The organism is Azoarcus sp. DD4, from assembly GCF_006496635.1.
In the GTDB taxonomy this organism is placed as follows: domain Bacteria; phylum Pseudomonadota; class Gammaproteobacteria; order Burkholderiales; family Rhodocyclaceae; genus Azoarcus.
The window spans coordinates 709952-734450 of record NZ_CP022958.1 but is presented as its reverse complement, the minus strand read 5'-3'; the positions used below and the strand labels follow the sequence as shown (position 1 = coordinate 734450).

Below are 24499 nucleotides of genomic sequence, written 5' to 3'. Positions count from 1 at the left end.
GACGGGTCTTGCGGAGCTGCTTACACGCCGGGCCGGGCAACGGTGCCGGTCGTGTTGTATTCCTCGATCAGATGAATGGGGATGCCGGTGAGCGAACCGAGCGGGTTCAGCGCATCGCCGAGTTCATCGACGATGGCCGCCTCGATCGGGCAGATCTCGGCGCACTGGGGTTTTTCGTAATCGCCCAGGCATTCGGTGCATTTGTCGGGATCGATGGTGAACACCGGGTTGCCGGCGCTGATCGCCTTGTTCGGGCACAGCGGCTCACAGGCGTAGCAGCCCACACAGACTTCGGTGATTTCCAGTGCCATTTCGTGCCTCTCGCGTTCGTTGGGTGAATGCGGAAATGTTCTGCAGGGTTCCGTGACGAAAAAGCGGGAGCCCGCGCCAGCGCGGGCTCCCTTGCCGTCAGGCCGCGGCCTTGGCTTCGGCGGGCTGATCGAGCTTGCCGGCGGCGGCCAGCTCGTCATACACCGCGCGAATGGCTTCCTCGATCGGCTCCATCGCGTGCTCGCCGTTGGGCTGGATGCCCGCCTTTTCCAGGTCGGCCCAGGGTTCGAAGCCGATCTTGCTGGCCAGCAGCACTTCCACCCCTTCCAGGCTCTTGATGATCTGGCCGAGCACCGTTTCGCCGTCACCGCAGGATTCGTCGCCCATGCAGTAGGGCGTGCACTTGCGGTGGGTCAGGAAGCGGTGGCTGGTGGGGCCGACCTCGTACACCAGGAACTCGTGGGCGTGGCCGAAGTGCTCGTTCACCAGGCCGCCGCCCTTGCTGGCGATGGCGATGCGGATGGCGCGCGTGGCGGGTTTCTCTTCGGCATCCGGGTTGAACTTGGGCGCGGACTTCAAGGCGCGCTTCATTTCCAGCTCGGAGGTGATGGCATCGTGCACCTTGGCGCGCTCGACCATGGCCGTGGCGTAGTCGATTTCCATCTCGTCGATCTTGTCGAGGGTGAATTCGGCACCGCGGTCTTCGCCCAGCAGGCCCACCGCGTCGGCACGGCACTGGCGGCAGTGGCGCATCATCGACATGTCGCCGGAGCAGGAGTCCTGCAGGGCTTCGAGTTCCAGCGGCGTCGGTTCGCGCTGGCCCATGATGCCGTAGTAGGTACCATGCTCGGCTTCGGCGATCAGCGGCATCACGTTGTGCAGGAAAGCGCCCTTGGCCTTGACGATCTTGGACACTTCCTTGAGATGCTCGTCGTTGACGCCCGGAATCATCACCGAGTTGACCTTCACCAGGATGCCGCGTGCGGACAGCATCTCGAGGCCCTTCTGCTGCTGCTCGATGAGGATCTTCGCTCCTTCGACACCGAAGATCCGCTTGTTTTCCCAGAAGATCCACGGATAGATCTTGGCGCCGATCTCCGGGTCCACGCAGTTGATGGTGATGGTGACGTGGTCGATGTTGTGCTTGGCCAGTTCATCCACGCTTTGCGGCAGCGACAGGCCGTTGGTGGACACGCACAGCTTGATGTCAGGCGCCTGCTCGGAAAGCTGGCGGAAGGTCTCGAAGGTGCGTTCCGGGTTGGCGAGGGGGTCTCCGGGTCCGGCGATGCCGAGCACCGTCATCTGCGGGATCGCCGCCGCCACCGCCAGCGTCTTCTTGACCGCCTGATCGGGGCTCATCACTTCGGACACGACGCCCGGACGGGATTCGTTCGAGCAGTCGTACTTGCGGTTGCAGTAGTTGCACTGGATGTTGCAGGCCGGGGCCACCGCGACGTGCATGCGCGCGAAGTAGTGGTGGGCTTCTTCCGAATAACAGGGGTGGTCCTGAACCTTGCTGCGGATACTGTCCGGCAGATGAGAGAGCGCATCGGGCGCGGTCCCACAGCCGCTTGAGCTACAGCCGCCGCCCGACTCTTCGGGTGCGGTATTGCTGATAACCGGGAGTTCCATTGTCGATCCCCTTTAGCGAAGTCTTACGGGGATGACTTTTGCAAAGGCCGTGCCAGCACAAGAAAACGAATTATCCATTTGATTAAAAAGGACAACTCTTTTCTTGTCGGGCTTTTCTTGTCGGCTACGTCACAGCTTTTCGTGTCCGACTCCGCACAAGCGGGCGACACGGCCCGTGCCGGGATGTGCATTGCTGCATTGCCCGCGCCATGTGTGCCGCCTAAGATGCAGCCACCCACGACGCATACGACCGACGCGTCCTGTGATCGTCACGCATCGCCGTAGGCCCCAACCATCCACGGAGAAGACCGCATGCCTGCCATCAGAACACTTGCCGCCGCCGTCCTGCTCGCCACCATCGCCGCCCACGCCGGCGCAGCCGACCGCGCCAGCGCCCAGATCGTCGACCGCCAGGGCAAACCCGTCGGCACCGCCACCCTCAGCGAAGGCCCGACCGGCGTGCTGATCCACGTCTCGGCCAAGGGTCTGACCGCGGGTCCCAAGGGCATCCACATCCACAGCGTCGGCACCTGCGAAGATCCCGACAAGGGCTTCGTCGCCTCCAAGGGCCATCTCAACCCGACCGGCAAGAAGCATGGCCTGATGAACCCGGAAGGTCCGGACGCGGGCGACCTGCCGGTGCTCTTCGTGCACGCCGACGGCAGCGTCGAGGCCGAACTCTTCACCTCGCTGGCCAGCCTCAAGGGCGCCGGCGAACGCGCCACCATCCTCGACGCCGACGGCGCCGCCCTGGTGATCCACGAGAGCCGCGACGACCATGCCACCCAGCCGATCGGCGGGGCCGGCGCGCGCATCGCCTGCGGCGTGGTCAAGGCAGCCGATTGAGCATCCGCGGATGAAGCGCTGGCCGCTGGCCCTCGGCACGGCCCTGGCGGTGGCGGCGACCGCGGTCGTCGCCCGCCAGGCACTGATGCCGGCGGCGCCCGTGCCGGCCGCGATCGCGCCCATCGTCACCGCCGACGGCGTCGGTCCGCTGCGGCTCGGCCGCGACCTGCGCGCCGCGGCCGCGCTTGCGCTGCCGCTGGACGCCGCCGCCGCGCAGGTCGGCCCCGGCTGCGACGCGCGCGACCAGGTATCGATCACGGTGCGCAGCGCCGGTATCGAACTCGCGGTGATGGCGATGGCCGGCAACGACGGTCGCATCGAGGAGGTCATCGCCCTGCCGCGCGGCCTCGACCGCTCTGTCGCCGATGCCGAAGCCTGCCGCCTGCATGGAGCCGACTTCGCCGACCGCTTCCGTGTTGCGCTCGGCGGGCCGCAGGCCCAGTCGCACCAGCGCAAGCCGGTCTCCGACGAATTCAGCGTGCACTTCGCCGGCGACGCCGCCGCGCTCGCACGTTGGTTCCCTGGTGGTGCGAGCTGCGATCTTGCGCTGGTCTTCGGCCCGCGCCCCACTTCCTGAGCCCCTGATTCGACCGCCATGTCCGATACCTGTACGCGGCGCCGGCAACCGCTGCGCCCCCTGCTGCTGGCACTGCTGCTCGCCTGCGCCAGCCCGGTACCCGCCTTCGCCAACGACCCGGCGCCGGGCGAAAACCTGCCCGACCTCATGATCTGCCACGAGTCGCCCGGCAGCCGCGCTGCGATGGAGGAACGGCTGGTCGCCTACCAGCAGCTATCGGAAGAAGCGCTGGCCATGCGCGCCGAGGCGATACGCCTGTTCCACACCCTCAACCGGCGCAGCGCAGACGGCACAGCCCTGACCGGCCAGGACCTGCAACGGCTCAACAGCGGCGCCGCCGCCCTGCTGACCCAGCGCCGCGCCCTGCTGCAGGCGGCCTTCGCCCACGAGTGCTGGCTCGACATGCCGCCGCCGCTGGAGGCCGACGCCGTCGCCGTCCGCCGCGCCGGCATCCTGATGTCGCTCGCCGCGGCGCTGACGCTCTACGACAACTATCTGTCGGCGATCTCGCTCTACCGCGAGGACAGCGTGCTGCGCCAGCACCTCAACCGCAGCGACCGCGGCTTCGCGCTCGACACCGGCGAACTCGACCGCATCACCCGCGCCTACGCCTCGCCGGCCAACCGCGAGCGCGTTCGCCGCGCCATCGCATGGTACGAACGCCACGGCGCCGAAGCCGTCGGCGACGACCTCGACGGCCAGGCCTACCTTGCCGGCCTGATCGCACAGAGTCCGTCCTACCACATGGTGCGGCGCGCCGATCCGCTCGGCGACCTGGGTGATCACTTCGGCATCTTCCGGGTCGCGACGGTCGACACCCTGAACAGCCTCAAGAACGAAAGCCTCAACCTCTCCAGCCTGCTGTTCGGCAACACCATAGGCCTGATCGAAACCCGCCGCGGCAAGCTCGACCGGCGGCCGGACGTGCTCGAACGGGTGGAGCGCACCTTGCGCGCCGGCGACATCCTGCTGGAGAAAACGCCCTTCCGCCTGACCGACAGCTTCATCCCCGGCCACTGGGGCCACGCGGCGATCTGGGTGGGCGACGAGGCACAGCTGCGCGAACTTGGCATCTGGGACCACCCTGTGGTCCAGCCGCTCCAGGCCGACATCCGCGCCGGCCACGGCATCGTCGAAGCGCTGCGCTCCGGCGTGGAGATGAACCCTGTTGCCGCCTTCCTCAACATCGACGACCTCGCCGTGCTGCGCGCCGAGGCCCTGTCACCGGCGGCCCGCGCCGGGATCGTGCTGCAGACACTGCGCCAGGTCGGCAAGGCCTACGACTTCAACTTCGACGCCGAGACCACCCAGCGCGTGTTCTGCTCCAAGCTGGTGTATCTCGCCTACGGCGACATGCAGTGGCCCACCACCCGGATGTTCGGCCGGGTGACGGTCAGCCCGGACAACATCGCCGCCCGCGCCACCGGCGACGGCCCGCTGAACGTCGCCCTGCTTTACCACGACGGCCGCGAGATCGCCGACGCGCCGCGGGCCCTGCTCGAAAAGCTCACCCGCACGCCGTCGCAGAAGCTCGCGCGCAGCGAGACCGCGGCGCGCTGAAGCCGCACCCCGCCCGCCTGCCGGCATCGCGCCCGGCGGCGGGCGGCGGTTCAGATCTGCCGCACCTTGATGTTGAGCGTCTGGATGCGGTAGGCGATCTGGCGCGGCGTCATGCCCAGCAAACGTGCCGCCTTGGCCTGCACCCAGCCGGCCTGTTCGAGCGCGGCGATGACCCTTTCGCGTTCGTCCAGGCCCGGATCGTCGAGATCCACCGTGCCGCCGCCACCGCGCAGGGGCGTGACGCGCTCCTCGATGCCGGAAATGAGGATGAGATCGCGGTCTATGGTGCCGTCCTCGCTCATCACCGCCGCCCGCTCGATGCAGTTCTCCAGCTCGCGCACGTTACCTGGCCAGGCGTGGTGCAGCAGGATGCGCAGCGCACTGTCGGTGATCGTCAGCGGCCGGCCCTGCTGGCTGGACACCTTCTCGACCAGGAAGCGCGCGATCTCGGGAATGTCCTCCACCCGGTCGCGCAGCGGCGGCAGCATGATGGGCATGACGTTGAGCCGGTAGTACAAGTCCTCGCGGAACTTGCCGGCCTCGACTTCCAGCTCGAGATCGCGGTTGGTCGCCGCGATCACCCGCACGTCCACCCGCAGCGTGCGCGCGCCGCCGACACGCTCCAGCTCGCCTTCCTGCAGCACGCGCAGCAGCTTGGCCTGGAAGGAGGCCGAGATCTCGCCGATTTCGTCGAGGAAGAGCGTGCCGGAATCCGCCATTTCGAAGCGGCCCTTGCGCTGCGTCAGCGCGCCGGTGAAGGCGCCCTTCTCGTGGCCGAAGAGTTCGGATTCGAGCAGGTTCTCCGGCAGCGCCGCACAGTTGAGCTTGACGAAGGGGCCGGAGGCGCGCGGCGAGTTGTAGTGGATGGCCTGGGCGATGAGCTCCTTGCCGGTCCCCGTCTCGCCGCGCACCAGCACGGTGGTATTCCACTTCGCCACCTGGCGGATCTGTTCGAACACCTGGCGCATGCGCTGGGTGTGGCCGACGATGTTGTCGAAGCCGAAGCGGTTGCGCACGGTGCGCCGCAGGTTGTCGCGTTCTTCGGCGATGTCGCGGCGTTCCTGCCGCACCTGACAGGACAGCCGCACCGTCTGGCCGACCAGGTTGGCTACCATCTCGGCGAAGTGGGCGTAGTCGTCCAGGCGTTCGCGCACCGCCGAGGGCGGCTGCAGCGCGAGCACGCCTATCGTTTCGTGGCCGGCACGGATGGGCGCGCCGATGAAGGGCGCCTCGCCGTCGAACAGGCCGCGGCGCGACAGGTAGTGGCTGTCGTCGGCCAGGCGCGCCAGCACCAGCGGACGCGAGCGCTGCTGGGTCACCCCGATGACGCCTTCGCCGGCGCGCCAGCGGATGTCGGGGTCGATCGGCACATCGACGCCATGCAGCGCCGAGATCGCCATCGATTCACCGTCGGGCTCGTTGAGCGTGACCAGCGCACGATTGAAGCCGCACTCCTCGTCGAGCACGCGCAGCACCTCCGACAGCGTCTCCCGCAATTCGAGCGAGCGCGACAGCACGCGGCTGACGCGGTACAGCGCCTCCAGCGTGGATTCGAGCCAGGCGACGCGCTCTTCAGCTCCCGGGGCCTGATCCGCGGCGCTCATCGGCCCACCTCCTGGTCCGCCGCGGCGGATCGTCTTGCCGGAAAGCTCACCAGCAGACGGCAGCCGCCGGTGTGTTCGCCGTCGATCTCGAGCACGCCGCGGTGGCGGCTGACGATTTCCTGGGCGAGCGACAGGCCGACGCCACGACCGGCGGCACGCGCCTTCTTGGTCGAGAAGAAGGGCTCGAACACCTTGATGCGCAGGGCCTCCGGGATGCCGGGGCCGGTGTCCGTGACTTCCACCTCCACCTGCCCGTCGCGGGTATGAGTGCGCAACACCAGGCCGCGCTCCTTCCAGCCGCGCACGTTCATCGCCTCGATGGCATTGGCCACCAGCTGGCGGAACAGGGTGCGCAGCGCGGTCGGATCACCCTGCACCGAGGGCAGGATGTGGGCGGGATGCCAGTCGACGGTGACACCGGCCGACAGCAGCGCATCGGTTTCCAGCATCAGCACGTCGCGCAGCACCTCGTTGAGATTGACCGGGCCGGCGGGCTCTTCCGGCTCGGGCGGCATCGCCGCCTGCAGGGTGGAGATCGCCTGCTCGCCCGCACGCTGGGCTTCCGACAGTGCCTTGGCGAGCGGGTCGCTGCCGGCACCGGGGCCGGCACGGCGGCGCTGCAGCCCGGCCGCAGCGGAAATCAGGTTGACCGGTCCCTGCAGCTGGAAAACGGCGCCCGACAGCGCCTCGCGCAGGCTCTGGTTGAGTTCGCCCTCGGACAGCATCGCGCGCATCGCGGCGAGGCGCAGCGCCTCCTGTTGGCGCTTGGATGCACTGATATCGTGCATCACCAGCAGCAGGTAATCGGAACAGCCGTCGCCGTAAAAGGCGTCCGGGCTGGTGTGATGCTCCTCGAACCACGACAGCGAACAGGCGTACCAGCGCGGTTCGCCGCCGGCCAGATCGAAGCGTACTTCCTGGTTGAGCAGGGCACGACGGCTGGCGAAGGAGCGGTCGAAGCTCTCGCCGAGGTCGTGGCGCAGGGATTCGATCACCGCATGGGCGGGCTCGGCGACCTTCATTTCTGCCACGATGCGGCGATAGGCGGGATTGTCCAGCACCACCCGGCCGTCGACGTCGAGCAGCGCCACCGCCACCGGCGCCACCGAGATCACCGACTCGATGAGCTGCTTGTGGTTGGCGAGCTGGCGGGCGAGGCGGTGCTCCTCGGTGGCATCCCAGTGCATGCCGAGGTAGTTGATTTCCTCTTCTTCGTGCTCCGGCGTCTTCAGCGGCGTGACGGTGAGTTCGGCGACGTAGGGCGAGCCGTCGCGCCGGCGGTTGAGCAGGCGGCCCGACCACGACCGGCCCGACTTCAGCGCACCCCACAGTTCCTGGTAGACCGCCTTGGGCGTGGATTTGTAGGACAGCAGCGACTGCTTGTGACCGACCACTTCATCCGCGGGATAGCCGGTGATCGCGCAGAACGCGGGGTTTACATAAAGGATGTTGGCGTGCTGATCGGTGATCGAGATCGCGATCGCCGACTGCTCGACCGCATAGTGGAAAACGGCATCGGCGAAGATGGTGGGCGTTGGTACGGGTGCGGGCATGATGATCTCGTGCAGTGCGGGCCACCCGTCATCTAGCAAGCGTTGTGCCAAACCCTACATACAACTGCACCGGCACGGTGCGTCGCTGCAGCCGGCCGGACTCCCCCTCGAAGACCCGGCCGCAGCCCCTGATTTCGCCGTAAACGCCGGGTAAACGGCGTCGTAAACGCCGCGTAAACAGGGCTGAAAGCCACATTTGTTCGAATCGCGACAATCCTCGCAGCGATGAAGCAGTCGCCACACCGCACGCCCCGACCCGCAGCGCAACATTTATTTAATTTCAGCAACTTGCAACGAAAAACCGCGTGGCACGCGTTCTGCAAAGTACTAGCAGGACACCCATAGAAGGGGGTCAGCGAGGATAGTGATGAGCGAATGGTTGATGCTGCTGCTGGGGACGGCCCTGGTGAACAACGTGGTCCTGGTCAAGTTCCTGGGCCTGTGTCCCTTCATGGGCGTGTCCAAGAAGGTGGACAGCGCGATCGGCATGGGCATGGCCACCACCTTCGTGCTCACCCTGGCCAGCGCGCTGACCTGGCTGATCGAGCATTTCCTGCTGGTGCCCTTCGACTTCGGCTACCTGCGCATCCTGTCCTTCATCCTGGTGATCGCGGCGACGGTGCAGTTCGTCGAGATGGTCATCAAGAAGACCGCGCCCGACCTCTACAAGGTGCTCGGTATCTACCTGCCGCTGATCACCACCAACTGTGCGGTACTCGGCGTCGCCCTGCTCAACGCCGGCGAGGGCTCCGGCTTCGTGCGCAGCGTGCTGTACGGCTTCGGCTCGGCACTCGGCTTCACCATGGTGATGGTGCTCTTCGCCGGCCTGCGCGAGCGCCTCGCGCTGACCTCGGTGCCGGCCGCCTTCGCCGGCGCCCCCATCAGCTTCATCACCGCCGGCCTGCTGTCGCTCGCCTTCATGGGCTTTGCCGGCCTCACCAACCACTGAGCAAGCACCCAGACATCCAAGGAGCACAACGATGTTGATCGCGGTTACCAGCGTTGCCCTGATCGGGGCCTTCTGTGGCGTGGCACTGGGCATTGCCGCCCGCCGCTTCTATGTCGAACCCGACAGCGTGGTGGCCGAGATCGAGGCCATGATGCCCGGTTCCCAGTGCGGCCAATGCGGTTTCCCGGGCTGCGCCGGCGCCGCGGCGGCCATTGTGTCCGGCGACGCCCCGGTGACCTGCTGCCCGCCGGGCGGCAAGGCGCTCGCCGTGGCCCTGGCCGAAAAGCTCGGCATCAGCGTGGACACCTCGGGCATGAGCGACGAAGGCCCCAGGATCGCCGGTGTCACCGAGGAAATCTGCATCGGCTGTACCAAGTGCTACAAGTCCTGCCCGACCGACGCCATCCTCGGTGCGGTCAAGCAGATCCACACCGTCATCCGTGACGCCTGCACCGGTTGCGCGAAATGCGAAGAGGCTTGCCCCACCGGCGCCATCTCGCTGTCGCCGGTCCAGGTCACCCAGCAGACCTGGGTGTGGCCGAAACCGGTCACCGCCTGAGGAGACGAACATGGGTTCGCTCGCCATCCCCCCGCTCGCCCGTCTTGCCCGCCTGCTCAATTCCTGGGGCGTGCATCCCGAAGGTCGCAAGCAGCTCACTGCCGACACCAGCATCGCCCGGGTGCCGCTGCCCGCCCGCCTGGTGCTGCCGCTCAGCCAGCACATCGGTGCGCCGGCACGCCCCATCGTCGAGGCCGGCCAGCGTGTACTGCGCAACCAGCTGATCGCCGAAGCACAGGGCGCGATCTCCGCGCCCATCCACGCCCCGACCTCCGGCACCATCCTCGGCATCGCCGAAGTGCCTGTTCCGCACGCGTCGGGCCTGCCCGGCCCGGCCATCCTGCTCGAACCGGACGGCCTCGACGAAGCGCTGCCGAGTGAAGAGATCGACCCGTTCAGCCTGAGCGGCGAGGACATATCCCGCCGCGTCGCCGAGGCCGGCATCGTCGGCATGGGCGGCGCCACCTTCCCGGCTGCGGTCAAGCTCTCGCTCGGCCAGAAGACCCGTATCCCAACGCTGATTCTCAACGGCGGCGAGTGCGAACCCTATCTCACCTGCGACGACCGCCTGATGCGCGACCGTGCGGACCAGGTGATAGACGGCGCACTCATCATCCTGCACGCCATCGGCGGCAGCGAAGCCCTGATCGGCGTCGAGAACAACAAGCCCGAGGCGATCGCCGCGCTGCAATCGGCCGCTGCCGACACCCCGACGGTAAAGGTGGTGGCGGTGCCCAGCCGCTACCCGATGGGCTCGGAGAAGCAGCTCATCGAATGGATCACCGGCCGCGAAATCCCCGCCGGCGGCCGGCCGGCCGACATCGGCGTGATGGTGCAGAACGTCGGCACCGCAGCCGCCATCCACCGCGCGATCCGCTACGGCGAGCCGCTGACCAGCCGCATCGTCACCGTGTCCGGCGGCGCCGTGCGTACGCCGCGCAACGTCGAGGTGCGCGTCGGCACGCCGCTGTCGGCGCTGCTCGACTTCTGCGGCGGGCTCAAGGCCGAAGCCGCCCGCTACGTCATGGGCGGCCCGATGATGGGGATGTCGGTCAGCTCGCTCGAGATCCCGGTGATCAAGGGCAGCGGCGGCCTGCTCGCGCTGCTGGCGGACGAGGTCGGCAGCCAGGGCGCCGACGACGCCAGCGCCGGCCCCTGCATCCGCTGCGCCTCCTGCGTCGGCGCCTGTCCGATCGGCCTGATGCCGCTCGACATGGCCGCGCTGATCAAGGGCGGCGAACTCGCCGCCTCGGTCGACATCGGCCTGAAGGACTGCATCGGCTGTGGCACCTGCTCCTATGTGTGCCCGTCGAAGATCCCGCTGGTGCATTACTTCAACCACGCCAAGGGCGAACTCGCCGCGCAGGACCGCGCCAGGATGAAGCAGGACGCGATCAAGCAGCTGGCCGACGCGCGCACCGCCCGCATGGAACAGGAGGCCCGCGAAAAGGCCGAGGCCGCCGCACGCCGCAAGGCCGAGCGTGAAAAGGCCAAGGCCGAAGCCGCCGCCAAGAAGGCCGCCGCCGAGGCCAGCACCAGCCCCGCCAACGCCAGCGAAGAGAGCCCAGCATGAACGTCATTTCCTCCCCCCACGCCCACGGCGCCCGCAGCGTCGGCCGGGTCATGCTGCTGGTGATGCTGGCGCTGGTGCCGGCCACGCTGGCCGGCTTCTGGCGCTTCGGCTGGCCGGCCGTCTATCTCTGGCTGATCACCATCCTGTCCTGCCTCGTTGCCGAGGCCTTCGCCACCCGCATCCGCGGCATCGACACCGGGCGCGCCCTGTTCGACGGCTCGGCGGTGCTCACCGGCTGGCTGCTGGCGATGTCGCTGCCGCCCTGGGCGCCGTGGTGGATAGGCGCGCTCGGCGGCGCCTTCGCCATCGTCGTCACCAAGCACTTGTTCGGCGGGCTGGGCCAGAACCTCTTCAATCCGGCGATGGCGGCGCGGGTGATGCTGCTGATTTCCTTCCCGGTCGAAATGACGCAGTGGTTGCTGCCGACCCCCGACGCGCTGCCCGGCGCAATGGACGCGCTGGCGATCACCTTCGGCGCCGGCGTGCCGGATGCGATGAGCAGCGCCTCCCTGCTCGGCCACGTCAAGAGCGAGGCCACCAAGGGCATCCTGCTCGACCAGTCGCTGATCGGCCATTTCTCCGCCGGCGGCTTCGGCCTCGGCGAACGCCAGGGCAGCCTGGGCGAGACCAGCGCGCTGCTGCTGCTCGGCGGCGGCCTCTTCCTCGTCTTCCAGCGCATTATCGGCCTGCGCATCCCGCTTGCCTTCCTCGCCGGCGTCGCCTTGCCGGCTGCGATCGCCAGCACGGCGGCGCCCAGCCACTACCTCGGCCCCCTCGCCCACCTGCTGTCCGGCGGCGTGATCCTGGCCGCCTTCTTCATCGCCACCGACTACGTCACCTCGCCGAGCACACCGCTCGGGCAGTGGATCTTCGGCCTCGGCTGCGGCCTGCTGACCTGGATCATCCGCACTTGGGGTGCGTATCCGGAAGGCATCGCCTTCGCGGTGATGCTGATGAACGCCACCGCCCCACTGATCGACCAATACACCCGGCCGCGCATCTTCGGCCGCGGCCGCGACGGCCGCGCGCTGAACCCCGCCCAATCCCGCTGAATCCGCAGAACACCCAAGGCGCGCAGACATGGACATCGCCAAACAATTCGACACCCTGTGGTATCAGGGCACCTCGCTGGCCGTCGTGGCGCTGGTGACCGGCTCCGCGCTCGCCGTGGCCTACGGCAGCGCCGCGCCGCGCATCGCCGAAGCCCAGGCGCGCAAGACCCAGGCCGCGCTCGCCGAAGTGTTGCCCAAGGACAGCTTCGATAACGAACTGATGTCCGACACCATCGTCGTCAAGGATGCCGATGGACGCGAGGTGCGCGTGTATCGGGCACGCAAGGCCGGCACCGTGACCGGCGTCGTGTTCGGCATGGAGAACAAGGGCTATTCCGGCACCATCAAGCTGGTGATGGGGGTCGATCTCGACGGCCGCCTCACCGGCGTGCGCGTCACCGGGCACACCGAAACCCCCGGCCTGGGCGACAAGATCGAGCTCGGCAAGAATCCCTGGGTGCTCTCCTTCACCGGCAAGTCGCTCGGCGACCCGGCGCCGGCGATGTGGGCGGTAAAGAAGGACGGCGGCGTGTTCGACCAGTTCGCCGGCGCCACCATCACCCCGCGCGCGGTAGTCAGCGCAGTCAAGCGCGGTCTCGAACTCTACGCCGGCAAGCGCGACCTCATGGTCGCCGACACCGCCCCCCGTTCCTGAGGAGAACACCATGAGCGAAGCCTGTTCAACCGCCGCGGCCGACGGCGCCGCCGCCAAGCCGGCCGGACCGTCCTACGCCCGGCTGATGAAGGACGGCCTGTGGTCCAACAACCCGGTGCTGGCGCAGATGATCGCGCTGTGCCCGACCCTGGCGGTGACCAGCAGCGCGACCAACGGGCTCGGCATGGGCCTGGCCACCACCGCCGTGCTCATCCTCTCCAACATGCTGGTCGCCTCGATCCGCAACCTGGTCAGCCCCAACGTCCGCATTCCGGTGTTCGTCGTGCTCATCGCCAGCCTGGTCAGCCTGATCGACATGAGCATGAACGCCTGGATGTACGAGCTCTACCAGGTGCTCGGCCTCTTCATCGCGCTGATCGTGGTGAACTGCGCCATCCTCGGCCGCGCCGAGGCCTTCGCCTCCAAGTCGCCGGTGCTGGCCTCCGCGGTCGATGGCCTCGGCATGGGACTGGGCTTCACCGCCACCCTGGTGGTGCTCGGCGGCATCCGCGAGATCCTCGGCAGCGGCACGCTCTTCGCGGGCGCCAGCCAGATGCTGGGCTCGAGCTTCGCCTTCCTCGAACTCACCCTGATCCCCGACTACAAGGGCTTCCTGATGATGATCCTGCCTCCGGGCGCCTTCTTCGTCATCGGTTTCCTGATCGCCGGCCACCGCGTCATCGAACAGCGTGCCGCCCGCCGCGCCGAAGCGGCAGCCGCTGCCCTGCCGGCCGGCGGCGCCCACGCCTGATCTTCACCGGAGAACCATCCCCATGCGAATCGGAGTCGCCTATGCCGACGTCGCCCAGCCGGTGTGGCTGAAAATCGACGTCCCCGACGATGCCACGGTCCAGCAGGCCATCGAGCTGTCCGGCATCCTGCAGACCTTCCCGCAGATCGACCTCGCCACCCAGAAGGTCGGCATCTTCGGCAAGCTCGCCAAGCTCGACGCGGCACTCAAGCCCGGCGACCGCGTCGAGATCTACCGCGCCATCATCTGCGACCCCACCCAGGTGCCCCGCAAGAACGGCGCCGAGGACGACGACGACGAGTGAGCGTCCCGCCCTGCCGCCCGAAGGGCGCTCCTGAAGGGTGAAGCCGGGATTTCGTGGAGCACGGCTCCGCGCCTGCGGAACGGGGCGATTGTTCAAATCCACCCCGCCGTCGTGCAGCGACAGGCGGGTAGCCATGTGAGCGCCGCCCGGCGTGCCGTTGTGGTGCAGCATGCCGCTGCGGACGCGGCTGCCGGCCTGCGGTAAGCTCGCGGCTTTCCCCGATGCAGTGAGCCGACGCCCGCCGGCGGCGGCCACGCAGCCCGTCCGATGCCCGCCACCGTTCCCATCGCCGTACCGCCCCCGCCTTCCGCTGCATCGGAATTCGAGCTGATCCGCCGCCACTTTTCGCGCCCCTGCGCACACACCACGCTTGCCGGCGGCGACGATGCGGCGCTGCTGCAGCCCCGTGCCGGCATGCAGCTCGCGGTATCGACCGACATGCTGGTCGCCGGCACCCACTTCTTCGCCGACACCGATCCCGCGGGGCTGGGCTGGAAGGCGCTGGCGGTCAATGTGTCCGACCTCGCGGCAATGGGCGCGGCGCCGCGCTGGGCGCTGCTCTCGCTCGCCCTGCCGGCCGCCGACGAGGCCTGGATCGCCGCTTTCGCCGACGGCTTCTACGCCTGCGCCGCGCGCTACGGCGTCGATCTGGCCGGCGGCGACACCACGCGCGGGCCGCTCAACCTCAGCGTCACCATCATCGGCGAAGTCCCCCCGGCCCGGGCCGTCACCCGTGGCGGCGGTCGCCCGGGGGACGACCTCTGGGTGTCGGGCCAGCCCGGCCTCGCCGCGCTCGGACTGGCCATGCTGCGCGGGCAGTTCCGCCCGGACCGCGACGGCGAACGCTGCCTCGACGCGCTCCATCGTCCGCAGCCGCGCGTCGAACTCGGCCTGGCGCTGCGTGGTGTCGCCAGCGCCATGCTGGACGTATCCGACGGCCTGCTCGGCGACCTGGGCCACATCCTCGAACAATCCCGCTGTGGAGCGATCGTCGAACTCGACCGTCTGCCCGTCGCCGCCCTGCTCGCCACCGGCGCCGACCCGTTGCTGGCACAGCGCTGCCTGCTGCGCGGTGGCGACGACTATGAATTGCTGTTCTCCGCCCCGCCTGCAGAACGCACGACGCTGGCCGGGCTGTCACAACGCCTCGCCCTTCCACTCACCCGCATCGGCTGCCTCACCGAGCCCGGTTCGCTGCTGTTGCGTCACGCCGACGGCAGACTGGAACCCGCCGCTGCCGCCGGCTACGACCACTTCGCCTGAGTCCCGCATGCGCCCCACCCTGACGCTGTTGCTGTCCCATCCGGCCCACTTCATCTCGCTCGGTTTCGGCGCCGGCCTCTCGCCCAGGGCACCGGGCACCGTCGGCACCCTGCTCGCATGGCTGCTGTTCCCGCTGCTGCGCACCCCGCTCTCGGACTTCGTCTTCCTCGCCCTGCTGCTGGCCCTCTTCGTCGCCGGCATCCTCGCCGCCGAGCGCACCGGGCGCGCCCTCGGTGTATCCGATCACGGCGGCATCGTCTGGGACGAAATGGTGGCAACCTGGCTGGTACTGCTGCTGACGCCCCCCACCCTGATCTGGCAGGCGATCGCCGTAGCGCTGTTCCGCTTCTTCGACATCGTCAAGCCGCCGCCCGTCGGCTGGGCCGACCGCAGCTTCAAGGGCGGCTTCGGCGTGATGCTCGACGACCTTATCGCCGCCGGCTACACGCTGCTGGTACTCGCCCTGCTGGTCAGCTTCTTCGGAGCATGACGATGGACGCCGAACTCGCCACCCTCTCGCGCCGCGTCGGCGACGCACTGAGCGCCCGCGGCTGGCTCCTCGCCACCGCCGAATCCTGCACCGGCGGCTGGATCGCCGAGGTGGTCACCGCCACCGCGGGCAGTTCCGCCTGGTTCGACCGGGGCTTCGTCACCTACTCCAACGCCAGCAAGATCGACATGCTGGGTGTCGCCGGCGCCACCCTCGCCGCGCACGGCGCGGTGAGCATCGAGACCGTACTGGAGATGGCAAGCGGCACCCTGGCACGCAGCCATGCCGACGTCGCCGTGGCGGTGTCGGGCGTTGCCGGCCCGAGCGGCGGCAGTGCCGAGAAACCTGTCGGCATGGTGTGCCTGGCCTGGGCACGACGGGACCAGCCCGCGCAGGCGACGGTCTGCCGCTTCGATGGCGACCGCGAGGCCGTGCGGCGCCAGACGGTGCTGCGGGCGCTCGCCGAGGTGATCGCGCTCGCAACCTAAACCGGCACCGCCAGCGCCCCGCCTGCACGTGGTGTAGAGGCAGTGCCGCCAGCACCCGCGCCACGACCTGATTGCGCCTTGAGTTGCTGTAAATACATTCAGGCAATAGACTGCACGCCAGCGTGACAACCGCCTAGCGGCTGCCACATTCCTGCAAGCTCTGTGCCATAATTCGCCAATCACTTAGGAACACTTCACATGGACGACAACAAGGCCAAGGCCCTTGCCGCGGCGCTCTCGCAGATCGAAAAGCAGTTCGGCAAGGGTTCGATCATGCGCATGGGCGACGGCAATGTCGAAAAGGACATCCAGACCGTTTCCACCGGCTCGCTCGGGCTCGACATCGCGCTCGGCCTCGGCGGCCTGCCGCGCGGCCGCGTGGTCGAGATCTACGGTCCTGAATCCTCCGGCAAGACCACGCTCACGCTGCAGGTCGTCGCCGAAATGCAGAAGCTGGGCGGCACCGCGGCCTTCATCGACGCCGAGCACGCGCTCGACGTCGGCTATGCCGAAAAGCTCGGCGTGAACATCACCGACCTGCTGATCTCGCAGCCTGACACCGGCGAACAGGCGCTCGAAATCGCCGACATGCTGGTGCGCTCGGGCGGTGTCGACGTCGTCGTCATCGACTCGGTCGCCGCGCTCACGCCCAAGGCCGAAATCGAAGGCGAGATGGGCGACCAGCTGCCCGGCCTGCAGGCCCGCCTGATGAGCCAGGCGCTGCGCAAGCTCACCGCCAACATCAAGCGCACCAACACCCTGGTGATCTTCATCAACCAGATCCGCATGAAGATCGGTGTGATGTTCGGCAACCCGGAAACCACCACCGGCGGCAACGCGCTCAAGTTCTACGCCTCGGTGCGCATGGACATCCGCCGCACCGGCACGATCAAGCGCGGCGACGAAGTGGTCGGCTCGGAAACCAAGGTCAAGGTCGTCAAGAACAAGGTGTCGCCGCCGTTCAAGGAAGCGCACTTCGACATCCTCTACGGCGAAGGCGTGTCGCGCGAGGGTGAGATCATCGACCTCGGCGTGGATCACAAGATCGTCGACAAGTCCGGCGCCTGGTACGCCTACAACGGCGACAAGATCGGCCAGGGCAAGGACAACGCTCGCGAATTCCTGCGCGCCAACCCGGCACTGGCGCGCGAGATCGAGAACAAGGTCCGCGTCGCCCTCGGCCTCAAGGAAATGCCGGTCGACGGCATCCTGCCGGCGGCGGCCGAGGCCTGACTTCGGGTCACACGACCATGGGCGAACCCAGCCTGCGCGAACGAGCGATCCGCCATCTGGCGCGGCGGGAGCATTCCCGCAGCGAACTGGCGCGCAAGCTGGCCGCCCACGGCGATGCGGAGGAAGTGGACGAAGTACTCGGTCGGATGAGCGAACTCGGCCTGCTCTCCGACACCCGCTTCGCCGGCGCCTGGGTGCGCGGCAAGGCCGGACGTTTCGGCGCCGCCCGCCTGCGCCGCGAACTCACCCGGCGCGGCGTCGCCGCCGAGACGATAGACGAGGCACTGGCCGCCGAGTGCGGCGATTCCGAACTCGATCGCGCCCGCGCGGTGTGGCAGGCGAAGTTCGGCAGCGCCCCGGGCGATGCACGCAAATGGGCGCGACAGGCCCGCTTCCTGCAAAGCCGGGGCTTCGCTTCCGACCTGATCCGCAAAATACTGAAAGAAAGCCCCGATGAGTCTGCTTAAGGTCACCGGACTTCAAAAGCGCTACAAGGCGCGCACCGTGGTGCACGACGTCGGCTTCGAAGTCGACGCGGGCGAGGTCGTCGGCCTGCTCGGCCCCAACGGCGCCGGCAAGACCACCTGTTTCTACATGATCGTCGGTCTGGTGCGGGCCGATGGCGGCGAGATCCTGCTCGAAGACGCCCGCCTCACCCACCTGCCCATCCACGAACGCGCCCGCCTCGGCCTGTCCTACCTGCCACAGGAAATGAGCGTGTTCCGCAAGCTCACGGTGGCGGAGAACATCCAGGCGGTGCTCGAACTGCGCGGCCTCGACAGCGGCCGCGTGGCAGAGCGCCTGGAAGAACTGCTCGAGGAACTCGGCATCGCCCACCTGCGCAACAGCACCGCGATTTCACTGTCCGGTGGCGAGCGCCGCCGCTGCGAGATCGCGCGCGCGCTCGCCACCGATCCGCGTCTAATCCTGCTCGACGAACCCTTCGCCGGTGTCGACCCCATTGCGGTGCTCGACATCCAGAAGATCATCCGCTTCCTCAAGGAACGCGGCATCGGTGTGCTGATCACCGACCACAACGTGCGCGAAACCCTGGGCATCTGCGACCGCGCCGCCATCATCAGCGAAGGGCGCGTCCTGGCCAGTGGCCAGCCGCGGGAAATCATCGACAACGAGCAAGTCCGCCAGGTATATCTCGGCGAGCACTTCCGTCTCTGACCGCCGCCCACCATGAAGCCCACGCTACAACTCAAGCTCTCCCAGCACCTCACGCTGACGCCGCAGCTGCAGCAGTCCATCAAGCTGCTGCAGCTCTCCACGCTGGAGCTCAACACCGAGATCGAGCGCTTCCTGCTCGAGAACCCGATGCTGGAGCGCGAGGAGCCCGACGGCGGTCACGATTTCCAGGCTTCGATCGCGCCCTCCGGTGCCACCCAGAGCACGTCGACCGGCGATGGCCCCGGCGATGCGGCTCCCGAGCACGAACCACGCTCCGAGAACAGCGACTCCGCCAGCTTCGAGGAAGGCATGGACTGGTCGGGCAGCGGCAGCGGTTCGAGCGGCAACCGCGACGATGACGACGACGTCGACTTCCAGGAATTCCAGGCTGCCGGCATCTCGCTGCGCGACCATCTCGACCAGCAAGTCGCCCTGTCGCCGCTGTCCGACCGTGATCGCTCCCTGGTGCGCTTTCTGATCGAGGCACTGGACGACGACGGCTACCTACACCAGGAGCTCGAAGAACTGCTCGAACTCCTGCCGCCGGAGCTCGACGTCGAACTCGACGACCTGAGCATCGCATTGCGCCACGTGCAGAGCCTGGAGCCCGCCGGCATAGGCGCACGCACCCCGCAGGAATGCCTGGCGCTGCAACTGCAGGCGATGCCGGCCAACCCGGTGCGCAACTTGGCGCTGGAAATCGTCAGCCAGCATCTCGAACTGCTCGCCGAGCGCAATTTCGCCAAGCTCAAGAAGCTCACCGGCTGCGACGACGACGCCCTGCGCGCGGCCCATGCCCTGATCTGCCGCCTGGACCCGCATCCGGGCGCCCAGCACTCGGTGGAAGAAACCCGCTACGTGCTGCCCGACGTGGTGGTCCGCAAGCAGCGCGGCCGCTGGACGGTGCAGCTCAACCCCGAGGCGATGCCGCGCCTGCGCATCAACCAGCTCTACGCCAGCATCCTGCAGCAGAACCGCGGCCAGGGCGGCGGCCTGACCAGCCAGTTGCAGGAGGCGCGCTGGCTGATCAAGAACGTGCAGCAGCGCTTCGACACCATCCTGCGCGTCTCCCAGGCCATCGTTGACCAGCAGCGGCAGTTCTTCGATCATGGGGAGGTGGCGATGCGGCCGCTCACGCTCAGGGAGATCGCGGACCAGCTCGAATTGCACGAATCCACTGTGTCGCGCGTCACCACGCAGAAGTTCATGGCGACCCCGCGCGGCGTGTTCGAACTCAAGTATTTCTTCGGCAGCCATGTCGCCACCGACACCGGTGGCGCGGCCTCTTCCACGGCGATTCGCGCGCTGATTCGCCAGCTGGTCGATGCCGAGGACAGGAAAAAACCCCTGTCCGACGCCAGGATTGCCGAATTATTGGGCCAGCAGGGTATCGTGGTGGCAAGGCGTACCATCGCCAAGTACCGCGAGTCACTCAATATCCCGCCGGTCAGTCTGCGCAAAACGATCTGAAAGAGGAGTCATCATGAATCTCAACATCACCGGGCATCACGTCGAAGTCACGCCGGCCATCCGCGAATACGTGATGACGAAGCTGGACCGCGTCATCGCTCATTTCGACAACGTCACCAGCGTGAACGTGATTCTCTCGGTGGAGAAGCTGAAGCAAAAAGCCGAGGTCACCGTACACGTGCGCGGCAAGGACATCTACGTCGAGAGCGACGATGCCAACCTCTACGCCGCCATCGACAGCATGACCGACAAGCTCGATCGCCAGGTGCAGAAGTACAAGCAGAAGGTGGCCGATCACAACCACGACGCGCTCAAGCACCAAAGCCCCGAAGCGTGATCTTTTCATTACGTCGTCCGATCTAGGGTGTGGGTATAATCCGCGCGTTTTCACGACGCGCCTGCCCGCACCCCCGATCGCCAGACCGCCATCCCGCGGTGCCAGCGTCGCCGGCGCCGCGCAAGCTTTCCAGCGCATGAGCCTGATAGCCCAACTCCTGCCACTCTCCAACGTGGTGGTCGACCTCGATGCCAGCAGCAAGAAGCGGGTTTTCGAGCATGCCGGCCTGCTGTTCGAAAACAATCAGGGCATTGCCCGCAGCACTGTATTCGACAGTCTGTTCTCCCGCGAACGACTCGGCTCCACCGGTCTGGGCCAGGGCATCGCCATTCCGCATGGCCGCATCAAGGGCCTGAAGGAAGCCGCGGGCGCCTTCCTGCGCCTGTCGACGCCGGTGCAGTTCGACGCCCCCGACGGTCGTCCGGTCAACCTGCTGTTCGTCCTGCTGGTACCGGAACAGGCCAACGAGGCCCATCTGCAATTACTCTCGGAACTGGCGCAGATGTTCAGCGAGCGCGCTTTCCGCGAGCAGTTGCTGAACGCCCCCGACGCCGCCTCCATCCACGCGCTGTTCGCCAACTGGGGGCCCGATGCGGCAGACCAGCGTCGCGCGGCTGTATGAGGATCAAGGCCAGCGGCTGCAGCTGACCCACGTCAGCGGACCGCTCGATGCGGTGCTCTCCGTTGCCGAGGAACGCATCTGGCCGGCCGACCTCGTCGGCCACCTCAACCTGATCCACCCCACCCGGCTGCAGATCCTCGGCGCCGCCGAACTCGAATGGGCGCGCCGCCAGTCGCGCGAGAAAGTCGCCCACCACCTCAACGGCATCCTGTCGGCACGGCCACCGGCCATCATCATCGCCGACGGCTGCGAGACGCCGAACATCGTGCACGGCGTGTGCAACGCGCACAACGTCGCGCTGTTCTCCACGCCCCACCCTTCGGCCAGCGTCATCGACCAGCTGCGCCTCTACCTGTCGCGCCAGCTCGCCGAGAAGATCTCGCTGCACGGCGTGTTCATGGACGTGCTCGGGATCGGCGTGTTCATCACCGGCAACTCCGGTGCCGGCAAGTCGGAGCTGGCGCTGGAGCTGATCTCGCGCGGCCACGGCCTGGTGGCCGACGACATCGTCGAATTCTCGCGCATCGCGCCGACGGTGCTCGAAGGCCGCTGCCCCGAGTTGCTGAAGGATTTCATCGAAGTCCGCGGCCTCGGCATCCTCAATATCCGCACCATCTTCGGCGAGACCGCCTGCCGGCGGAAGATGCGCCTGCGGCTGATCTGTCACCTCGAGCGGCGCCAGCCCGGCCAGGACGATCCCAACCGGTTGCCGGTCCAGCAGGAAGTGCAGAACATCCTCGGCGTGCCGACACCGCGCGTCACGCTGCCGGTCGCCGCCGGCCGCAACCTCGCGGTGCTGCTCGAAGCGGCGGTGCGCTCCACCATCCTGCAGCTGCGCGGGGTCGATTCCACCCAGGAATTCATCGATCGCCAGAGCCGGATGCTGCACGGCGACGGCGACACGCCCTGAGCGCCTCGGCCGCCTGACACGAAACGTCCCCGAGGGGTGGCAGCATGCTCGAGACGGCCCGGCGCCCTTGCCGCAGCGCGGCGTCGGCTGCTAACCTCGTCCCCTTTGCCGCCCGACGCCGCCCGCCATGACCCCCGCCGCCCCCGATTACCTGGAACGCATCCTCAACGCCCAAGTCTATGATCTTGCGGTGGAAACGCCACTGGATCTGGCGACCAACCTGTCGGCGCGCTGCGGCAACCGGATCTACCTGAAGCGCGAGGACATGCAGCCGGTGTTCAGCTTCAAGCTGCGCGGCGCCTACAACAAGATGGCCCAACTTTCGCCGCAGGCACTCAAACGCGGCGTGATCTGCGCCTCCGCCGGCAACCACGCCCAGGGTGTCGCGCTGTCGGCTCAAAAGCTGGGCGTGCGAGCAGTGATCGTAATGCCGACCACCACCCCGCAGATCAAGATCGACGCAGTCCGCAATCGCGGCGGCGAGGTGGTGCTGGCGGGCGAATCCTACTCCGATGCATACGCCCATGCGCTGGAGCTCGAGCAGGCGGAGAAACTCACCTTCGTCCATCCCTATGACGATCCGGACGTGATCGCCGGCCAGGGCACGATAGGCATGGAGATCCTCCGCGCCCACCCCAAACCCATCCACGCCATCTTCTGTGCGGTCGGCGGCGGCGGCCTGATCGCCGGCATCGCCGCCTATGTGAAGCGCCTGCGGCCGGAAACCCGCATCATCGGCGTCGAGTCGGACGGCGCCGAGGCGATGACGCAGTCGCTCGCCCGCGGCGAGCGCGTCACCCTCGACCAGGTCGCACTGTTTGCCGACGGCACCGCCGTCAAGCAGGTCGGCTCCGAGACCTTCCGTCTCTGCCAGCAGTATGTCGACGAGATGATCGTGGTCGACAACGATGCCATCTGCGCCGCGATCAAGGACGTCTTCGAGGATACCCGCTCCATCCTCGAGCCGTCCGGCGCACTCGCGATCGCAGGCGCCAAGGAGTACGCCAAGCGCCACCAGCTGCACGACCAGCACCTGGTCGCCGTCGCGTCCGGCGCCAACATGAACTTCGACCGCCTGCGCTTCGTCGCCGAACGCGCCGAACTCGGCGAGCAGCGCGAGGCGGTGCTGGCGGTCACCATCCCGGAACAGCCCGGCTCGTTCCGCAAGTTCATCAACGTGCTGGGCAACCGCGACATCACCGAGTTCAACTATCGCTACGCTGACGCCGAACGCGCCCATATCTTCGTCGGCGTCAGCGTACGCAGCCGCGAGGAAGCAAGCCGCCTGGTCGACATGCTCGGCGAGCACGATCTGCCGGCCATCGACCTCACCGACGACGAACTCGCCAAGTCCCACGTCCGCTACATGGTCGGCGGGCGGGCGCCGCAGGTCGCGAACGAACTGGTGTACCGCTTCATCTTTCCCGAGCGGCCTGGCGCCCTGCTCAACTTCCTGTCCAACCTCCGCTCGGACTGGAACATCAGCATGTTCCATTATCGCAACCACGGCGCCGACTTCGGCCGCGTGCTGGTGGGCATGCAGGTACCACCGGAAGACAAGTCCGCCTTCGAGGCATTCCTCGAGCGCCTGGGTTACGAATACGCGGCAGAGACCGCCAATCCGGCGTACCGGATGTTTCTCGGCTGAACGTGAGCTTTTCCTCGTCGAGGCAGCAGATGCGGCCTTGATTCAATTGAGCTTATGTAATAATGACCCGACCTTATCGGCGGCATTAGCGATGCTGCGCCGGCTATTGATCCAGACGATATGAGCCCGATTCCATCAAGACGGGCTTAACTATTACTTTCGAATTATTCATGCGCCCGTTCGCCCGCCTCGCACTGAGTCTGTTTTGCAGCCTGATGCTGCTCCACGGCGCCACTGCGGCGGAGCCGGCCAGCAGGCTGGACCGCATTGTCGGCGAGCGCCTGCTCAAGGTCTGCGTCTGGCCGGACTATTACGGCATTTCCTATCGCAACCCGCGCACGCAGGAGCTGACCGGCATCGACATCGACCTGGCACGCGAGCTGGCACGCGATCTCGGCGTCCGCGTCGAGTTCATCGACAGCTCCTTCGCCAGCCTCATCGGCGATGTTCTCGGCGACCGTTGCGATGTGGCGATGTTTGCCATCGGCATCACCGCCCAGCGCGCAGAAAAGCTGCGCTTCACCTCGCCGCACCTCGCGAGCGACATCTACGCCATCACCACCCGCAGCAACCGCCGCATCCGCAGCTGGGACGACATCGACCAGCCCGGCGTCGTCGTCGCGGTCGCGAAGGGCACGCTGCACGAGCCGGTGATGCGGGAGAAACTGCGCCATGCGCAATTGCAGGTGCTCGCCTCGCCGCATGCGCGCGAACAGGAAGTGGAATCCGGCCGTGCCGACGTGTTCATGACCGACTTCCCCTACAGCCGCCGCATGCTCGACAACGCCGACTGGGCACGGCTGGTGTCGCCGTCGACGCGCTATCACGTCACCCCCTATGGCTGGGCAGTTGCCCCTGGCGACGACCGCTGGCACCAGCGCCTGGAGACCTTCCTCGGCGCGATCCGCGACGATGGCCGCCTGATGACCGCCGCCCGCCGTCACGGCCTCGACCCCATCGTCGTCAGCCGCTGATGC

Annotated in this window: 26 protein-coding genes; 22 read left to right on the top strand and 4 right to left on the bottom strand. The window is 67.4% G+C overall.

Annotated features, from left to right (window positions below):
• Positions 1–20 precede the first annotated feature (20 nt).
• Positions 21–311 carry a YfhL family 4Fe-4S dicluster ferredoxin gene (locus CJ010_RS03525; protein ID WP_141016764.1) on the bottom strand — a complete coding sequence of 97 codons (291 nt, stop codon included), beginning with the start codon at positions 309–311 and terminating at the stop codon, positions 21–23.
• A gap of 97 nt (positions 312–408) precedes the next feature.
• Entirely contained in the window at positions 409–1902 is a 1494-nt protein-coding gene (gene nifB / locus CJ010_RS03520; protein ID WP_141016763.1) for a nitrogenase cofactor biosynthesis protein NifB, read from the bottom strand.
• A gap of 312 nt (positions 1903–2214) precedes the next feature.
• Between nifB and CJ010_RS03515 the strand changes: the two genes are divergently transcribed.
• From CJ010_RS03515 to CJ010_RS03505, 3 genes are read left to right on the top strand one after another with little or no spacing between them, the layout of a single operon-like run.
• The gene (locus tag CJ010_RS03515) at positions 2215–2748 is read left to right on the top strand and encodes a superoxide dismutase family protein (RefSeq protein ID WP_141016762.1); all 534 of its coding nucleotides are present in this window, start codon (positions 2215–2217) and stop codon (positions 2746–2748) included.
• Between the two features lie 10 nt (positions 2749–2758).
• A complete protein-coding gene (locus tag CJ010_RS03510; protein ID WP_141016761.1) occupies positions 2759–3325 on the top strand; it encodes a hypothetical protein in 567 nt (188 codons plus the stop codon).
• Between the two features lie 18 nt (positions 3326–3343).
• On the top strand, positions 3344–4885 hold the full coding sequence (locus CJ010_RS03505) for a YiiX/YebB-like N1pC/P60 family cysteine hydrolase (RefSeq protein WP_141016760.1): 1542 nt from the start codon (positions 3344–3346) through the stop codon (positions 4883–4885).
• A 50-nt stretch (positions 4886–4935) separates the two neighbouring features.
• On the opposite strand, the gene nifA is transcribed toward CJ010_RS03505, so the two are convergent.
• Positions 4936–6489, bottom strand: a complete 1554-nt coding sequence (nifA, locus tag CJ010_RS03500) for a nif-specific transcriptional activator NifA (RefSeq protein ID WP_141016759.1) — start codon at positions 6487–6489, stop codon at positions 4936–4938.
• Positions 6486–8042 carry a nitrogen fixation negative regulator NifL gene (gene nifL, locus CJ010_RS03495; RefSeq protein ID WP_141016758.1) on the bottom strand — a complete coding sequence of 519 codons (1557 nt, stop codon included), beginning with the start codon at positions 8040–8042 and terminating at the stop codon, positions 6486–6488. The genes nifA and nifL overlap by 4 nt, the downstream gene beginning before the upstream one ends.
• Before the next feature lie 367 nt (positions 8043–8409).
• On the opposite strand from nifL, the gene rsxA reads away from it, so the two are divergent.
• From rsxA to CJ010_RS03400, 19 genes are all read left to right on the top strand, one after another.
• Positions 8410–8991 (top strand): electron transport complex subunit RsxA, encoded by a 582-nt coding sequence (rsxA, locus tag CJ010_RS03490; protein WP_141016757.1) that lies wholly within the window; start codon positions 8410–8412, stop codon positions 8989–8991.
• A gap of 31 nt (positions 8992–9022) precedes the next feature.
• Complete coding sequence (locus CJ010_RS03485) at positions 9023–9550, top strand: RnfABCDGE type electron transport complex subunit B (protein ID WP_141016756.1); 528 nt, start codon at positions 9023–9025, stop codon at positions 9548–9550.
• A gap of 10 nt (positions 9551–9560) precedes the next feature.
• A complete protein-coding gene (gene rsxC, locus CJ010_RS03480) occupies positions 9561–11123 on the top strand; it encodes an electron transport complex subunit RsxC (RefSeq protein ID WP_141016755.1) in 1563 nt (520 codons plus the stop codon).
• Positions 11120–12175 (top strand): RnfABCDGE type electron transport complex subunit D, encoded by a 1056-nt coding sequence (locus CJ010_RS03475; protein ID WP_141016754.1) that lies wholly within the window; start codon positions 11120–11122, stop codon positions 12173–12175. Before rsxC ends, CJ010_RS03475 begins: the two co-directional genes overlap by 4 nt.
• A 28-nt stretch (positions 12176–12203) precedes the next feature.
• On the top strand, positions 12204–12830 hold the full coding sequence (gene rsxG / locus CJ010_RS03470) for an electron transport complex subunit RsxG (protein ID WP_141016753.1): 627 nt from the start codon (positions 12204–12206) through the stop codon (positions 12828–12830).
• A 10-nt stretch (positions 12831–12840) separates the two neighbouring features.
• The gene (locus CJ010_RS03465; RefSeq protein WP_141016752.1) at positions 12841–13581 is read left to right on the top strand and encodes an electron transport complex subunit E; all 741 of its coding nucleotides are present in this window, start codon (positions 12841–12843) and stop codon (positions 13579–13581) included.
• A gap of 22 nt (positions 13582–13603) precedes the next feature.
• The gene (locus CJ010_RS03460; RefSeq protein ID WP_141016751.1) at positions 13604–13885 is read left to right on the top strand and encodes an RnfH family protein; all 282 of its coding nucleotides are present in this window, start codon (positions 13604–13606) and stop codon (positions 13883–13885) included.
• A gap of 267 nt (positions 13886–14152) precedes the next feature.
• On the top strand, positions 14153–15148 hold the full coding sequence (gene thiL, locus CJ010_RS03455; RefSeq protein WP_141016750.1) for a thiamine-phosphate kinase: 996 nt from the start codon (positions 14153–14155) through the stop codon (positions 15146–15148).
• A 7-nt stretch (positions 15149–15155) separates the two neighbouring features.
• Positions 15156–15638, top strand: coding sequence for a phosphatidylglycerophosphatase A (locus tag CJ010_RS03450; protein WP_141016749.1), 483 nt, complete (start codon positions 15156–15158; stop codon positions 15636–15638).
• 2 nt (positions 15639–15640) lie between these two features.
• Entirely contained in the window at positions 15641–16126 is a 486-nt protein-coding gene (locus CJ010_RS03445; protein ID WP_371415682.1) for a CinA family protein, read from the top strand.
• A 198-nt stretch (positions 16127–16324) separates the two neighbouring features.
• Positions 16325–17359 carry a recombinase RecA gene (gene recA / locus CJ010_RS03440; protein ID WP_141016747.1) on the top strand — a complete coding sequence of 345 codons (1035 nt, stop codon included), beginning with the start codon at positions 16325–16327 and terminating at the stop codon, positions 17357–17359.
• Between the two features lie 17 nt (positions 17360–17376).
• Positions 17377–17826: a recombination regulator RecX gene (gene recX, locus CJ010_RS03435; RefSeq protein WP_141016746.1), complete on the top strand. Its 450-nt coding sequence runs from the start codon at positions 17377–17379 to the stop codon at positions 17824–17826.
• Complete coding sequence (gene lptB, locus CJ010_RS03430; protein WP_141016745.1) at positions 17813–18535, top strand: LPS export ABC transporter ATP-binding protein; 723 nt, start codon at positions 17813–17815, stop codon at positions 18533–18535. Before recX ends, lptB begins: the two co-directional genes overlap by 14 nt.
• A 12-nt stretch (positions 18536–18547) precedes the next feature.
• The gene (locus CJ010_RS03425; protein WP_141016744.1) at positions 18548–20005 is read left to right on the top strand and encodes an RNA polymerase factor sigma-54; all 1458 of its coding nucleotides are present in this window, start codon (positions 18548–18550) and stop codon (positions 20003–20005) included.
• A 13-nt stretch (positions 20006–20018) separates the two neighbouring features.
• Positions 20019–20342, top strand: a complete 324-nt coding sequence (gene hpf, locus CJ010_RS03420) for a ribosome hibernation-promoting factor, HPF/YfiA family (RefSeq protein ID WP_141016743.1) — start codon at positions 20019–20021, stop codon at positions 20340–20342.
• Between the two features lie 136 nt (positions 20343–20478).
• Positions 20479–20964, top strand: a complete 486-nt coding sequence (gene ptsN / locus CJ010_RS03415; protein WP_141016742.1) for a PTS IIA-like nitrogen regulatory protein PtsN — start codon at positions 20479–20481, stop codon at positions 20962–20964.
• Positions 20933–21874, top strand: coding sequence for an HPr(Ser) kinase/phosphatase (hprK, locus tag CJ010_RS03410; protein WP_141016741.1), 942 nt, complete (start codon positions 20933–20935; stop codon positions 21872–21874). The genes ptsN and hprK overlap by 32 nt, the downstream gene beginning before the upstream one ends.
• A gap of 127 nt (positions 21875–22001) precedes the next feature.
• A complete protein-coding gene (gene ilvA / locus CJ010_RS03405) occupies positions 22002–23522 on the top strand; it encodes a threonine ammonia-lyase, biosynthetic (protein WP_141016740.1) in 1521 nt (506 codons plus the stop codon).
• A gap of 170 nt (positions 23523–23692) precedes the next feature.
• The gene (locus CJ010_RS03400) at positions 23693–24496 is read left to right on the top strand and encodes an ABC transporter substrate-binding protein (protein ID WP_141016739.1); all 804 of its coding nucleotides are present in this window, start codon (positions 23693–23695) and stop codon (positions 24494–24496) included.
• Positions 24497–24499 lie beyond the last annotated feature (3 nt).

Excerpts from the sequence above, each read along its gene's own strand:
- CJ010_RS03525 (WP_141016764.1), bottom strand. The coding sequence starts at position 311 with ATGGCACTGGAAATCACCGAAGTCTGTGTGGGCTGCTACGCCTGTGAG.
- nifB (WP_141016763.1), bottom strand. The coding sequence starts at position 1,902 with ATGGAACTCCCGGTTATCAGCAATACCGCACCCGAAGAGTCGGGCGGC.
- CJ010_RS03515 (WP_141016762.1), top strand. The coding sequence starts at position 2,215 with ATGCCTGCCATCAGAACACTTGCCGCCGCCGTCCTGCTCGCCACCATC.
- CJ010_RS03510 (WP_141016761.1), top strand. The coding sequence starts at position 2,759 with ATGAAGCGCTGGCCGCTGGCCCTCGGCACGGCCCTGGCGGTGGCGGCG.
- CJ010_RS03505 (WP_141016760.1), top strand. The coding sequence starts at position 3,344 with ATGTCCGATACCTGTACGCGGCGCCGGCAACCGCTGCGCCCCCTGCTG.
- nifA (WP_141016759.1), bottom strand. The coding sequence starts at position 6,489 with ATGAGCGCCGCGGATCAGGCCCCGGGAGCTGAAGAGCGCGTCGCCTGG.
- nifL (WP_141016758.1), bottom strand. The coding sequence starts at position 8,042 with ATGCCCGCACCCGTACCAACGCCCACCATCTTCGCCGATGCCGTTTTC.
- rsxA (WP_141016757.1), top strand. The coding sequence starts at position 8,410 with ATGAGCGAATGGTTGATGCTGCTGCTGGGGACGGCCCTGGTGAACAAC.
- CJ010_RS03485 (WP_141016756.1), top strand. The coding sequence starts at position 9,023 with ATGTTGATCGCGGTTACCAGCGTTGCCCTGATCGGGGCCTTCTGTGGC.
- rsxC (WP_141016755.1), top strand. The coding sequence starts at position 9,561 with ATGGGTTCGCTCGCCATCCCCCCGCTCGCCCGTCTTGCCCGCCTGCTC.
- CJ010_RS03475 (WP_141016754.1), top strand. The coding sequence starts at position 11,120 with ATGAACGTCATTTCCTCCCCCCACGCCCACGGCGCCCGCAGCGTCGGC.
- rsxG (WP_141016753.1), top strand. The coding sequence starts at position 12,204 with ATGGACATCGCCAAACAATTCGACACCCTGTGGTATCAGGGCACCTCG.
- CJ010_RS03465 (WP_141016752.1), top strand. The coding sequence starts at position 12,841 with ATGAGCGAAGCCTGTTCAACCGCCGCGGCCGACGGCGCCGCCGCCAAG.
- CJ010_RS03460 (WP_141016751.1), top strand. The coding sequence starts at position 13,604 with ATGCGAATCGGAGTCGCCTATGCCGACGTCGCCCAGCCGGTGTGGCTG.
- thiL (WP_141016750.1), top strand. The coding sequence starts at position 14,153 with ATGCCCGCCACCGTTCCCATCGCCGTACCGCCCCCGCCTTCCGCTGCA.
- CJ010_RS03450 (WP_141016749.1), top strand. The coding sequence starts at position 15,156 with ATGCGCCCCACCCTGACGCTGTTGCTGTCCCATCCGGCCCACTTCATC.
- CJ010_RS03445 (WP_371415682.1), top strand. The coding sequence starts at position 15,641 with ATGGACGCCGAACTCGCCACCCTCTCGCGCCGCGTCGGCGACGCACTG.
- recA (WP_141016747.1), top strand. The coding sequence starts at position 16,325 with ATGGACGACAACAAGGCCAAGGCCCTTGCCGCGGCGCTCTCGCAGATC.
- recX (WP_141016746.1), top strand. The coding sequence starts at position 17,377 with ATGGGCGAACCCAGCCTGCGCGAACGAGCGATCCGCCATCTGGCGCGG.
- lptB (WP_141016745.1), top strand. The coding sequence starts at position 17,813 with ATGAGTCTGCTTAAGGTCACCGGACTTCAAAAGCGCTACAAGGCGCGC.
- CJ010_RS03425 (WP_141016744.1), top strand. The coding sequence starts at position 18,548 with ATGAAGCCCACGCTACAACTCAAGCTCTCCCAGCACCTCACGCTGACG.
- hpf (WP_141016743.1), top strand. The coding sequence starts at position 20,019 with ATGAATCTCAACATCACCGGGCATCACGTCGAAGTCACGCCGGCCATC.
- ptsN (WP_141016742.1), top strand. The coding sequence starts at position 20,479 with ATGAGCCTGATAGCCCAACTCCTGCCACTCTCCAACGTGGTGGTCGAC.
- hprK (WP_141016741.1), top strand. The coding sequence starts at position 20,933 with ATGCGGCAGACCAGCGTCGCGCGGCTGTATGAGGATCAAGGCCAGCGG.
- ilvA (WP_141016740.1), top strand. The coding sequence starts at position 22,002 with ATGACCCCCGCCGCCCCCGATTACCTGGAACGCATCCTCAACGCCCAA.
- CJ010_RS03400 (WP_141016739.1), top strand. The coding sequence starts at position 23,693 with ATGCGCCCGTTCGCCCGCCTCGCACTGAGTCTGTTTTGCAGCCTGATG.